Origin of the sequence: Paenirhizobium daejeonense, from assembly GCF_014280875.1 — a bacterium.
Classification (GTDB): Bacteria; Pseudomonadota; Alphaproteobacteria; order Rhizobiales; family Rhizobiaceae; genus Allorhizobium; species Allorhizobium daejeonense.
In genome coordinates this window covers 514,408-527,523 of sequence record NZ_JACLAL010000004.1, presented here as the reverse complement: position 1 = coordinate 527,523, position 13,116 = coordinate 514,408, and the positions used below count along the sequence as shown (strand labels likewise).

At 57.8% G+C, this 13,116-nt stretch carries 10 protein-coding genes and 1 pseudogene; 1 reads left to right on the top strand and 10 read right to left on the bottom strand.

The window, feature by feature from the left end; genetic code table 11:
* The 10 genes and pseudogenes from H4I99_RS12410 to H4I99_RS12365 all read right to left on the bottom strand — a co-directional run.
* Nucleotides 1-207, bottom strand: a pseudogene (locus H4I99_RS12410) (DNA-binding response regulator); the annotation flags it as partial.
* Between the two features lie 271 nt (nt 208-478).
* The gene (locus H4I99_RS12405) at nt 479-1,066 is read right to left on the bottom strand and encodes a transglycosylase SLT domain-containing protein (RefSeq protein ID WP_163906078.1); all 588 of its coding nucleotides are present in this window, start codon (nt 1,064-1,066) and stop codon (nt 479-481) included.
* Nucleotides 996-2,471 carry a flagellar hook-length control protein FliK gene (fliK, locus tag H4I99_RS12400; RefSeq protein ID WP_163903409.1) on the bottom strand — a complete coding sequence of 492 codons (1,476 nt, stop codon included), beginning with the start codon at nt 2,469-2,471 and terminating at the stop codon, nt 996-998. The genes H4I99_RS12405 and fliK overlap by 71 nt, the downstream gene beginning before the upstream one ends.
* Nucleotides 2,468-3,805, bottom strand: a complete 1,338-nt coding sequence (gene motC / locus H4I99_RS12395; RefSeq protein WP_163903407.1) for a chemotaxis protein MotC — start codon at nt 3,803-3,805, stop codon at nt 2,468-2,470. Before motC ends, fliK begins: the two co-directional genes overlap by 4 nt.
* A gap of 10 nt (nt 3,806-3,815) precedes the next feature.
* Nucleotides 3,816-5,096, bottom strand: a complete 1,281-nt coding sequence (locus H4I99_RS12390) for a MotB family protein (RefSeq protein ID WP_163903405.1) — start codon at nt 5,094-5,096, stop codon at nt 3,816-3,818.
* Entirely contained in the window at nt 5,089-5,733 is a 645-nt protein-coding gene (locus H4I99_RS12385) for a hypothetical protein (protein ID WP_163903403.1), read from the bottom strand. The genes H4I99_RS12390 and H4I99_RS12385 overlap by 8 nt, the downstream gene beginning before the upstream one ends.
* A gap of 199 nt (nt 5,734-5,932) precedes the next feature.
* Nucleotides 5,933-6,901 carry a flagellin N-terminal helical domain-containing protein gene (locus tag H4I99_RS12380; RefSeq protein ID WP_163903401.1) on the bottom strand — a complete coding sequence of 323 codons (969 nt, stop codon included), beginning with the start codon at nt 6,899-6,901 and terminating at the stop codon, nt 5,933-5,935.
* A 291-nt stretch (nt 6,902-7,192) separates the two neighbouring features.
* Nucleotides 7,193-8,074, bottom strand: a complete 882-nt coding sequence (locus H4I99_RS12375) for a flagellin N-terminal helical domain-containing protein (RefSeq protein ID WP_163903399.1) — start codon at nt 8,072-8,074, stop codon at nt 7,193-7,195.
* A 317-nt stretch (nt 8,075-8,391) separates the two neighbouring features.
* A complete protein-coding gene (locus H4I99_RS12370; RefSeq protein WP_163903397.1) occupies nt 8,392-9,270 on the bottom strand; it encodes a flagellin N-terminal helical domain-containing protein in 879 nt (292 codons plus the stop codon).
* Between the two features lie 430 nt (nt 9,271-9,700).
* A complete protein-coding gene (locus H4I99_RS12365; RefSeq protein WP_163903395.1) occupies nt 9,701-10,579 on the bottom strand; it encodes a flagellin N-terminal helical domain-containing protein in 879 nt (292 codons plus the stop codon).
* Between the two features lie 391 nt (nt 10,580-10,970).
* Here H4I99_RS12365 and H4I99_RS12360 point away from each other — a divergent pair, with 391 nt between their 5' ends.
* On the top strand, nt 10,971-12,890 hold the full coding sequence (locus tag H4I99_RS12360) for an O-linked N-acetylglucosamine transferase, SPINDLY family protein (RefSeq protein WP_244625048.1): 1,920 nt from the start codon (nt 10,971-10,973) through the stop codon (nt 12,888-12,890).
* Nucleotides 12,891-13,116: the final 226 nt, after the last annotated feature.

Below are 13,116 nucleotides of genomic sequence, written 5' to 3'. Positions count from 1 at the left end.
ATCGCGAATGGCCCTTGGCAGGGCGAAGCTCTCGTCGCTCTGGCCGATGAGGAACGCCTCGATGGCCGCGATGTCGGCGTCAGCGGCCGTATTGACCCATTCGCCGAATTCGACGGGGTAGAACCCGGTCGATGGAATGCCTTCTCTTCCGAAGAGGGATGTGTATCCCTCCGTCACGAGCTGTCGCTCGTCAACTACTACGATCATTCGTCCGCCTCCGAATCAGTGTAGTGCCTCGATTGCACAAGGAGTACGAATCGGAGGAATCGGAGACAATGGTGGAAAGTTGCGGGGATTAATTAATAATTGATTAACCATAGTCAGCCGATTTGCACTAGATTTAGTGGGCTATGGTTAACCTTGATACAATTTTCCTTGGGGAAAACGTTAAATGAGGCAAATGAGATATTGATTGATATCGCCTGCCCAAATCCTGCCGGATTCATCGGATCGCGAGGATGACGATGGTCAATTCCCCTTAAGGTTGCGCATTCCGGCAGAATGACGACGCAGCCGACGTCCACTTCCCGTAGCCCGTCGCCACAAGATTGGCGATCACCCGACAGACATATTTCTGCTGTGCGGGGTCATTGTTCGGGCCGGCATGATAGCGAGCAACCGCCATGGTCCAAGTCTCGTGCCTGTCGTGAAGACGCTTCAGGAACAGGGCCGCATAGGCAACGTTCTGCGCCGGATCGAACATCTGCTCCACCGACCCGAATTCGGAATTGTGGTAATAGTGGTTGATCTGCATACAGCCGATATCGATCAGCTTCGCGCCACGCCGCTTGGCGTCCGCGAACTGGTTATAGGCATCCTGCAGCGAGGCCGGAAAATAGGCCTTGCCTTCGATGTTCAGGGCATAAGGACTGAGCGAACCCTTGCGGCCTGTCTCGGTCAGGCCGACCGAGTAGAGAATGCCTTCCGGGATTCCGTAGCGGGCTGCAGCGCTCTCGATCTGCCGCTCGCAGGTGCGCGCGGCAGCCTCGCTTTTCTCAGAGGTAGACGTGCTCAGGGCGAGCAGAGCCAGCGCCGGAAGCAACAGCGCCTTCGACCATACCTGCATCATTGCCTCCTGCCGTTCCCGAACCAGATGATGTCCTGTCGAACTGCTCAGCCTGCCGTGCATCACCGCCGCTCTGCCGGTTGCCCTGCTGCTGCTGAGACTGCCCCATGTCGGAGGGCTGGCGCCCGCCGGCCGCATTGTCGCCCGACTTGTCAGACGAGGACGACAGGCTGACCGAGATCTGGTCGACGCTGAAGCCCTGGGCCTTCAGTGCATCCATGATGGAATTGCTGTCGTGCGTGAGTTCGCGATAGGCACTGCTGCTATGCACGGTGAGATGAATGCTGAGGTCCTCTCCCACGAGCCGCATCGTCGCCGTGACATTGCCAAGCTCCACCGGGTTCATCTGGATCTTCAGCGTGTGCACCACGTTACCCGTGCTGGCGAAGAGCGCGGAATTGGCAAGTTTCGAGGCCGGATCCAGAGCACCCGCCCATTGCGGATCGTTGGCGATCGTCGATGCCACGGACAAAGCATTCGAGTTCGGGGCGAGCCCGAGATAGCGCCTGGAATCGACCACCTGCACGACCGGCGCATCCTTGGCCGCCGGCGTCGAGACATCCACACCGACGCTGCCGTCGGTGCCCGGAGCAACGTACATATCAACGCTTGCAGCCGAGTCACTCTTCTGAAATCGGAAGACTGTGCCGCTTTCCGTGGAGGACGCATCATCACCAGACGCGGCATCCTGCCCTGCCTGGTCGGGAATAACCTTCGCGCCGGCAGCATGTCCCCCAACGCCATTGATCACGCCTTGCTGGGCTGCTCCAAGCTCACCGGCCGCGGCCGTCGTCTGGTCGGTCTGGCCACCGGCCAGAGGGAGCGACAACAGTGATAGCATATCGTCGAGTGCGCTCGTGTCCGCCGGAGCGTTATCAAGGGTTTCGTCAGCGCTATCCGTTGCAGGACCGGCGTCGGATTTGGCGCTGTCTGCGAGTTTTTTGAGTGCAGCGGCCAGTGCCTTGGTGTCGGTTACCCCGCCATCGGTGGTGGACATCGCCAGGGCAGCGGCAATCTCCGCCAGCTTCTGCGAATTCGCGCCGGGCTTCTCGGTAGCCGCAACTGCCGATTTTCCACCAGCGGTCTCCGTCTGTGGCACCGGCTGACCTGCGGTCATCTTTTCACTGAGGGAGGCAAGATCGGCCTCGGAGGATTCGGGATCATCGCGCAGGGGGGCGCCCTGAATCGTCCCCTTCTCGGAAGCATCGGAAACATCGCCCGCGGCCGCCTGGGACGCACCCTTCGCGTCACCCTCTCCCGAACTCGGAGGCTTTTCGCCGTCGAAAGCATTCAGGGTCTTTGAGAAGGCGTCTCCACCGGAGGCCTGGGATGTCTTCCCGCCCGCACCCGTCATCGAGACCATTTCCGAGGTTGCCTTGGCGGCAGTGTTTACGACGTTCATCATCTGATGTTGCCTTCCTCTTCGAGAAGCGCGTCAATTTCCCCCAACCGGCCTCGGCTTTGCTTGACAAAATCGAGAACCGGCCCCCCCTCACCTATTGCCGCATCAGCGGCTTTCGGTTGAGCATCCGTGTTCGCCGCGACCGGCGCCGGTTCGGGCACGGTTGGGGCGGAAACCGATTGCTGCTCATCGTTCGTTCCCACCGGCGTTTGCGGCCGCGGAGCAAGGAGCGCCTGGCCGGTCGCGCCGGCACGGGGTTCATCAACCTTGACCGGTTCGTCCGCCACCGGTGGCTTCAGGATCTGTTCGGCAATACTGCGGGCTGCATTACGCAGAGCCCTGTCCCGCTCGGAAAGGGTCTCATCCGAGACAGCCGACAATCTGTCGATCGCCGAAACGACATCAGAGGAAGAGACGCTCGCCACGCTTTCATAGAGGCTGGGCAGAACCGGCTGCCCGTTGCCATCCAGAAGGCCGGCGAGGCGCTGGGCCTCTGTGGCCGAAAGCCTCGCAAGCTCCTGATTACCGCGAAGCGTCGCCGCCCGCGCGATCCGCAAATAGATCTCCTGCCGACGCGCCGTGTCCATCGGCTCCAGGACATCTACTATATCGTTTTCGGTAACGACCCCGTAGTGCTTTACCACCAGTTCGACGAACATATCGGCAAACTGGTTGGAATAGGGAGAATGGACGAACCGGCGAGCGTAGTGCCGGGAATAGGACAGCGCCTTCTTCACCTCGGAGACGCCCATGCTGGCAACGATGGAGCGACGAAGGGCCGCCTCCTCGATGATCGTGCCCGGTGCGCTGAGGCGAGCTTCATCAAAGAAGCCGAGCGCGGCACGGGCATCGGTCGGGAAGGTGATGTTGCCGGCAATCAGCGCGAGATATGGTCCGAGCGCCGTGTGACGATATTCCGGAACCAGGTCGCCAATCGTCTTTGCCACCTGCATGCCACGGCCATCGAAATACTTCTGCAGGACATTGACGACGCGCGCATCGAAATTGCCCTCGACATCACGGGCAACAAGATAGCTGAGCGTCGCCGGATTGCCGCCGCTCATGGCATAAACGAGCGCGGCATCCGCGTTGCGTGGTTCGCTGAAGATCTCGGCATCAGCCGAACGTAGGCGATTGTCGATCGTCTCCAGCATGAAACGCTGCATGTCGCCGGCGGAGTGATCGCCGAGGACCACCGAGTCCTGCATGAATTGCAGCGACCGCAGCATCTTGTAGGGGGACAGGCTGCTATCCGCCCAAACGGTCGCAGGCCATGCGGTAATCACCGCGACCGACAGCGTGAAGCGGAAAATGCGGCCTTTTGGTGATCGTGTCATCGCCGCGCCTTTAGCCATCGCTCAGCAGAATCTCGATGCGGCGGTTGGCACCGTTCATGGGATCGTCGGGCAGCTGCAGGCGACGGTCAGCGAATCCCGACATCTGCTTGACGCGATCCTCCTGCAGGCCGCCGCGCACGAGCATGTAATACGCTGCATGCGCGCGATCCATCGACAGGCTCCAGTTGTCGCCCTTGCCGCCGCGATATGGCCTGACATCGGTATGCCCCCGGATGATGATCGAACCGGGCTTGTCCTTGAGGATTGCGCCGATCTTCTCCATCGCCAGCACCAGTTCCTTTTGCGGTATGGCAGAGCCGACATCAAACATCGGCGACGTCGCCTGGTCGGAAATGGTAAGAAGCGTGCCGCCTTCCGAAGGCGTCACAACGATGCCCTCGGCCAGCTTGCCGGGAACGCCGTCGAGCGAGCGGGAGAGTTCCTCGCGCAGTTCCTCGGCTTCCTTCTTTTGCTCGGGCGTGGCAGGCAATTTCGCCGCCATGTCATCTTCGGCCGGTGCGGCCTGGCTTTCGTGAGCAGTCTTCGGCTGAGTGGCATCAGGAGAGGCAAGAGCCGCCTCGTTCGGCGCCTCGGTCTTTCCGTTCTCCGGCTTCGTCTCCTTGCCCGGAGCGAGCATGGCCTGCTCTGACTGCTGAATCGGAGTGTCGGGCAACTTGCTGTCCTGGATCTCAGGCATGGTGTTCGGGGCGGGACCGCCGGCGACCTGCTTGCTCCAGAAGTCGGGATCGAAAGGATCGCGGTAGGCCTCACCGCCGGATGCGCCGGTCGAGGGGCCGGAGTTGGCGGCACCACCCTCGCCCTTGACGCTGACATTGGCCTGCTGACCTACTTCCTGGGCGATCTCTGCGAGAACCGCATAGGGATTCTCGAAGAAATCAGCTTCCGAATAATGGGTATTTTCGCCGGAGGACGCGGTCATGTCATCGCCCGATGCGGCGGCGGCGGCGTCTTCGGGCTTCTCGGCCTTGACATCGGATTTCTGCGCGGTCTGCTCGCCCTCGGCTTCCTTTGCGGGTTCCTTGACGCCCTTCTGACTGGGCGTTTCATCCGTCAGCTTGATAGGATTGAAGTAACTGGAGATGGAGGCCTTGGTTTCTTCGTTCGCGGCATTGACGAGCCACATCACAAGGAAAAAGGCCATCATGGCGGTCATGAAGTCGGCATAGGCGATCTTCCAGGCGCCGCCGTGCGCACCATCGTGGTCACCCTTGTGACGCTTGACGATGATGATCTCGTTCTTGCCGCGGTGGTGGTTTTCGCCCTCACTCATTCATAAGCCCTTCCATGGCTTCGACTACACCAGCCAGCCGCGTCACCAGAACGGAATCCCCCATCTGGAATGACAGCTCGATTTCAGATGTCTCCCGGAAGTCGACAGAAGCGTCGATTGCGGCAAGGCGGGTCTTTACGGTTTCGAGGAGACGATCCGGCCCGGCAACCTGCAACCGTACCGCCGTACCTTCCTTGATTTCCTCAGCAACCTTCGACGCGAAGGCAGCCGCCGTCTGCAGAGCGATTTTCTCTTCGATCAGAGGAGACAGGACGCGAACAACCGCAGCTTCGACCGCTCCGGAAACCGCCGTCGTCATTTGCTGAAATGCCTGGCCGATATGCTCGGCTATCTCGTCTTCATATTTCTGCCTGATCGCAGCCAGTTCCTCGCGGTGCGCCTCCTCCATGGCTTCAAGAGCCTGGCGGTGCTTTTCCGCAAGTTCACGCTCGGCCGTCTCGTGACCTTCGGCATAGGCCTCGTCCCGGATGGCCTCGACGTCCACCGGCTCTTCCACCGGCGCAGCCAGAAGATCGGGCTGGGCAAAATCATTTGCGATTTCCGATGAGAAATCACCTGGCGGGGGAGTGACTACCGCACTGAAATCCTTGAGATAACGGGAGAGTAGAACACTCATGCCGATACTCCACGATGACCGTCAACGTGATCCGACCGCCCGAAATCTCTCATCGATCCGTACAAGCAAGCAATCTCGGCCACGACGTTCCTCATCAACGGTGTTCGCGCGAAACACCTGAACGAAATCAGGCGATCATCAACGCTTGTGAAGATTTACGACGCCAAACTTGTGCGAGGATGGACCAAACCCGTGACGGTCAGCTGAAGAGCACCTGAAGCGACTGCTGGTGGTTGTTGAGCAGCGACAATACCTGCATGGACACCTGCTGCTGTGTCTTGAAAGCCGCAAGTTTGGCGGATTCCTCTTCCATGTCGGTATCGACCAATCGGCTGACGCTACTATCGAAAGTATCGCGCAGCGAGGCGGCATAGTTCACCTGCTGATCGATCCGATTGGACATGGTGCCAAGCGAGCTGGCAAGGCGATTCATCTTGTCGGTCATATAACTGACGGTAGCGATCATATCGTCCAGTTCACCGATCGTCGTCGAATCGGAGATGCTGATTTCCGTACCGGTTGCCGGCGTGGCTGACCCAACATCAAGAAGATAGTAGTTTCTCGGCGTGCCCGTTGAGGTGGCCGGGTTTAACGCGTCTGCATCGATTGCGCCTGTCAGAAGCCCCCGATTTGCATCCTGGGTATCGACCAGCGTCGACTGACTGCTGCTGATACTGATGAAATTTAGCGAGACCGAACCGGACACAGAACGCTGGAAGGAGGCCGGAACGGTGTAGTTATCAATCATGCTGGCATCGGAGTTATAAAGCCAGTTGTCACCCGAGAAGGTCGCAGCATGCGTGACCGATTCGAGATTTCCCTTCAACTCCATCAACGAGGTATTCAGCGTCGTACGATCCGTACCCGCTTCATAAGCCGTCTCCAGGAGAGAGGTTATCTGGTTGAGGATATCGATTGAGGAATTGACGGCCTCATAGGTCGTATCCACCTTGGAGGCACCGAGGTTCAGCGCGTCGGCGATGCTTCCCACGATGCTCTTGTCCGACCTCATGCCTGTAGCAACAGACCAATAGCCGGCATTGTCCGCAGCGGATGCTATCTTCAGACCGGAATTGCTTCTGGATTGGGCTTTTTCAAGGGAATCGCTTGCAAAGAGGAGCGTCTGCAAAGCGCTCTGCGTGTGGCTCGTCATGATGACGTTGGACATGTTCCACCTACCCAATCTTGTGACAAGAGGACATGCCGAGCAAAAACGGCACCGACGCTACGGCTTCATGCCACCCGAATCGTATACGGGTACGTCGCGCTGACTGTTTCAAAGTTAATTATGGTTAACCAAAGATTGAAACAGTGACAAGACGAAATTGTGGACCCAAAACAAAATAGTAATTTCTTGGAATCGTTTCGATTCTTTTTTGAAAAATGGAACAATAAAAAGAAAAAGATCGCGCCAATTCTGGCGCGACCTTCAAGTATTTCAGATATCCTGGACCGTATTTTACTGCTGGAACAGAGTGAGGATATTCGACGAAGAGGAGTTCGCGATCGACAGCGACTGAATGGCGAGCTGCTGCTGGGTCTGCAGGGCGGAGAGCTTGGCAGATTCTTCTTCCATGTCGGCATCGACGAGGCGCGAAACACCCGATTCAATGGCATCAGAGAGCTTGGCAGCGAAATCGTCCTGCAGTTCGATGCGGGTGATCATCGCACCGAGAGCGGCACCTGCGATGGTCATTTCGCCAAGTGCGCTTTCGACCTGATCCAGGTAGGCGGAGATTTGGCCAGTGGTGGACATGCTGGTCAGCTTGACGGACATAACCGAGCCAAGGATACCACCGCTTCCGACGCCGCCATCAATGGAGTCGAATAGGGCATAGGAAGCAACCTGATACTCAGCGGTCGTGACCTTGACCGTACCGTCGTTGTTACGGATGAAGCCGTCGACGACAACCGTGTTGGAAGCAGAGGCCGAAGCAATCATCCAGTTTTCACCGGAGAAAGAAGCCGCCTGAGCGATCGCGGTCAGCTGTTCCTGCAGCTTGTCGATTTCAAGCTGGATCTGATCCTTGTCCGTCGAGGCTTCCGTTGCCGTTACCAGCTTCGCCTTGATTTCATCAACGACGTCGATGGCGCTTTCCATGGCGGCATAAGCGGTATCAACCTTGGCAGCGCCAACACCGAGAGCGTCCGAGGCAGCGTTCAGCGCCTTGTTGTCGGAGTTCATCGTGGTGGAGATCGACCAATAAGCAACGTTATCGGAAGCTTCGCCAACGCGGAAGCCCGAGGAAACGCGATCCTGCGTATCGGCAAGATTGCTGTTGATGGCGCGCAGCGTCTGGAGAGCAGACATGGCGGAAGTGTTGGTCAGGATACTGGTCATCTAGAGTCGCCCCTTTGGCAATGAATTGAGGAAGGGACATTCCGGCGTGAACCGGTAACGGCGTTCAGCTTCATGCCTGCCGACCCCTTCATCTATTCGGATCGGCTCGCTGTTTCGATGCACCCAGAAAACAGCATCACGGTTAACAATTGGTAAATGCAGGTGCGAGAAAATTAACAAAAATAAACAGGAAGCTAACGGGGTTCCGCACTGTGGATAGTTTATTAACACATTGAAAAAATACCAATTTCCTCAAAATCCCAAACGAAAAAAGGCCGCGCGTAAGCGCGGCCTTCCTATTAAGAGTAAGATAAATCTTACTGGAACAGGGTAAGGATGTTCTGCGAAGAGGAGTTCGCAATCGACAGCGACTGGATGGCAAGCTGCTGCTGGGTCTGCAGGGCAGAAAGCTTGGCAGATTCTTCTTCCATGTCGGCGTCCACGAGGCGCGAAACACCCGCTTCAAGGGAGTCGGAGAGCTTGTTAGCGAAGTCGTCCTGCAGGTCGATGCGGGTCGACAGAGCGCCGAGAGCGGCACCAGCGATGGTCATTTCGGACAGCGCGGTTTCAACCTGGTCGAGGTAGCCGCTGATGTCGCCGGCGGTGGAAGCGCTGGTGAGCTTGATACCCATGACGGAGCCAAGGATACCGCCAGTGCCAACGCCATCGGTAACCGATTCGAATAGTGCGTAGGAACCAACCTTGTATTCGGCGGTCGTGACCTTGACCGTGCCGTCGTCGTTGCGGACGAAGCCGTCAACAACCGTGGTGTTGGAAGCAGAAGCCGAAGCGACCATCCAGTTTTCGCCGGAGAAGGAAGCGGCCTGGCCGATCGAGGAGAGCTGCTCCTGCAGCTTGCCGATTTCGAGCTGGATCTGGTCCTTGTCGGTCGAAGTTTCAGTCGCAGTTACCAGCTTTGCCTTGATTTCGTTGACGACGTCGATGGCGCTTTCCATGGCGGCGTAAGCGGTGTCAACCTTGGCAGCGCCAACACCGAGAGCGTCGGAGGCAGCGTTCAGCGCCTTGTTGTCCGAGTTCATCGTGGTGGAGATCGACCAATAAGCAACGTTATCGGCAGCTTCGCCAACGCGGAAGCCCGAGGAAACGCGATCCTGCGTATCAGCCAGGTTAGTATTGATGTTACGCAGCGTCTGAAGTGCGGACATTGCGGAAGTATTGGTCAGGATACTGGTCATCTAGAATCGCCCCTTTGGCAATAAATATGGAAGGGACATTCGGGGTTTGCCCGGAAACATTGGTCAGCATCATGCTTGCCGAGTGCTTTATAGTTAACTTCGGCCCGCTGTTTCGATGACCTGAGTAGACACCATTAAGGTTAACGACTTCCAAATGCGAAAAGAAAAATCGTGAATATTTATCGATGCCATTTTGTCGCAGGCGGCCCAACCCGGTGAAAGCGAGGAAGAAAGATCAAAATGACGCGCGATTTGGTCGGGAGAATGAGAAATCAGGATACCGTCAGGGCGGATCAGACGGCGGCTTCGCCCGCGCGAAATGGGCAGTGGCAGTGGCATCGTCACAGCCGGTGGGGTCAAAATTCCCAAGCCCAAACAAGAAAACCGCGCCCGAGGGCGCGGTTTCCGATTTTCTTCTGGTAATCCAGTCTTACTGGAAGAGAGCCAGAATGTTCTGCGAAGAGGAGTTTGCGATCGACAGCGACTGGATGGCGAGCTGCTGCTGGGTCTGCAGGGCAGAGAGCTTGGCAGATTCTTCTTCCATGTTGGCGTCCACGAGGCCCGAAACACCCGATTCGATGGCGTCGGAGAGCTTCGAAGCGAAGTCGTCCTGCAGGTCGATGCGGGTCGACAGAGCACCGAGAGCAGCGCCGCCCTTGGTCATTTCAGACAGAGCGGTTTCAACCTGGTCGAGGTAGGCGCTGATGTCGCCAGAGGTCGAAGCGCTGGTGAGCTTGATTGCCATGACCGAGCCGAGCAGACCGCCGGTGCCAACGCCATCGGTAACCGATTCGAAGATCGCGTAGGAGCTGACCTTGTATTCGGCAGTCGTGATCTTGACCGTGCCGTCGTCGTTACGGACGAAGCCGTCAACAACCGTGGTGTTCGAAGCGGAAGCCGAAGCAACCATCCAGTTTTCGCCGTTGAACGAGGCAGCCTGACCGATTGCCGACAGCTGTTCCTGCAGCTTGCCGATTTCGAGCTGGATCTGGTCCTTGTCGGCCGAGCTTTCGCTTGCGGTGACCAGCTTGGCCTTAATTTCGTTTACAACGTCAATGGAGCTTTCCATGGCAGCGTAAGCGGTGTCAACCTTGGCGGCGCCAACGCCCAGGGCGTCCTGAGCAGCGCCCAGCGCCTTGTTGTCCGAACGCATGGTGGTTGCGATCGACCAGTAAGCCGCGCCGTCGGAAGCGGAACCGACCTTGTAACCGGTCGAGACGCGGTCCTGCGTCTTGGACAGGCTGTTGTTGATGTCACGCAGCGTGGAGAGAGCGGCGGTAGCGTTCTTATTGAAGTTGATGCTAGACATGAAGTGTCCCCTTAAGACTCAAAACAAACAACGAGGACATGCCGGGTCTGAAAAATTCCGGCCGTGACGGACCGACATCATGCCACTCGGTTCCATTTTTCTTTCAAGGACACCAAACCCGTCACACGAACGAAATTCGCAGCCAACCCTTGCCAACTTCTTAATTTTGACGATTCGCACCGAGGTGCCTTACCCCGTGGTTAACAGACCGCAAAAACACAAAAAGTCGCGGTAACAATTGCCAGGCGTCGAGGGTCCCACGAATATCGACACCCGTTTCAAGCAAGCTTCGGCAAATAGCTTATCTCGAAAGCGGCCTGTTTCGACCCTAGGGATTAAATCTCTCGCGGCAGGGAACAACGGCAGCGCAGGCATTCTGACGGAGCGAACGTTGAACGAAATCACCTATGCGGCGGCGTCCAAGCAGTATCGGACCGGACATTACACGGCCTCCCTGTCGACGCTCAATCGCCTCCTCGACCTGCAACGGGACGCAAGAACCTACACGCTGCTCGCCAAGACGCTATTGCAGCTCGGCCTGAAGCAGGAGGCGGCAAATTCCTACCAGCTCGCCGCCGAACAGGGCGGCCAGCACGCGGAAGACAATACCTGCGAAGCCATTAAGCTCTATTTCGCCAGCGGCGAGAAAGACCGTGCGCTTGCGCTTGCCAATGGTATCCTGAACAGAGTGCGCCGCCAGCCGGACCTCGCCTACATCGTCGGCTCCCTTCTCGTAGACCGCCAGCAGGCCCGGCTTGCGCGCGTGTTCAAGGATTTGCTGATGAAGAGCGACGTGCTCGAGCATATGCAGCTCGGCGCACGCATCTCGCTCTACACCTGGGATGTTTTCGATCCCTCCGACATCGAGACGGCTCGCGTGCTGCTGGCAAAGCTGCCGCGCAACCAGTCCATTCGCTTGATGTATCTCACCTTCTCGCGTGAACACTGCAAGTTCGATGCCGTGGAACGACACCAGCCGATCATCGAAGCGGCAATCGCGGAGGGAGACACCGAGTTTCTGCGGAATGACGGTACCTTCTTCAACCTGCATTGGACGGGTGACGAACACCTGAACCAGATCGCAAGAAGCAACACGCCGTTCTTCAGCCCGGAGATTACCAAGATCCGTCGCTCCGTACCGCACACCTGGTCGGACAAGATCCGTATCGGCTATGTGTCTTCCGACCTTTTCGACAGACACGCGACGATGAAACTTATCCGGCGGGTGCTAGAGTTGCATGATCGCGACCGGTTCGAAATCACACTGTTCTGCCACACCGACCCCGAGATGCTGGCGACCAACCAGGCAGACCGCAGTCTCTGGGGCGATATCGTCACGATCCGCGACATGGAGGACCCGCAGGTTGTCGCGGAAATCCGCAGGCGCGGCATCGACATTCTCGTCGATCTCAAGGGCCATACGGTCGGCAACCGCACCGCATTGTTCAACAAGGCAGCGGCTCCCATTCAGGTCGCGTGGCTGGGTTTCCCCGGCTCGACCGTCAACGTCGATCTCGACTATGCGATCGGCGACAAATACGTGCTGCCAGACAGTTCCGCACCGCACTACTACGAGAAGTTCTGCAGGATGCCGGAGACTTACCAGCCGAACGATCCGGACAACCGCCCGCTTGCCAAGCAGATGACCAAGGTCGAAGTGGGCCTGCCCGAAGACGCCTTTGTGTTCGCTTCGTTCAATGCGAACCGCAAAATCACGCCCAGGGTTATCGAGATGTGGGCGACAATCCTCAAGAGGACCCCGAACAGCGTTATCTGGATCCTCAAACGCGGCAAAGAGGTTCAGGCGAACATAACAGCCAAACTGACCTCGCTGGGCATACCCGCCAAGCGCATTTTCTTCATGTCGCAGCTGGAATTCGATCTCCACCTCAACCGTATCACGGCGGCGGACATCGGTCTCGACACCTTTCCGGTCAACGGTCATACGACCACCTCGGAACAGCTGTGGGCAGGATTGCCCGTTCTCACCCTCAAGGGTACGAACTTCGCATCGCGCGTCAGCGAGAGCCTTCTCAACGCGATCGGGCTGCCTGAACTGGTCGCCGAGGATGAAGAGGACTATGTGCAGAAGGCGATCGAACTCGCTCAGAACCCCGAGCTCGCCAAGGAATATCGCAGGCGGCTCGAAGACAATCGTCTGCGCAGTCCGCTTTTCGATGCGGAGCGTTTCTGCAGGCACCTGGAAACGGCCTACCAGATGATGGTCGACCGGGCAAAACAGGGCCTGGAGCCGGATCATCTGGACGTACCGTCGCTCCCCCCGCGCGACAGTGCCTTCATGGTCAAGTAAGACCCGAATATTCAAGATTAGCGTCCGTGGCATGAAGCCACATCCATTGTGCTGACGAGGCATGCCGGACCGCGCCCACATTCGGGCCGGAAAGCTGCTTTCGAAAGACGATGGAGCCGACTTGTCGACTTTGGAGCGACATTGCGATGGTGCTAACCGCTGTTGGCGGTCAGGCATCAGGAGCCGGCACGCTCAATGGATCAGCTGTCGAACAGGAAGATCGGAT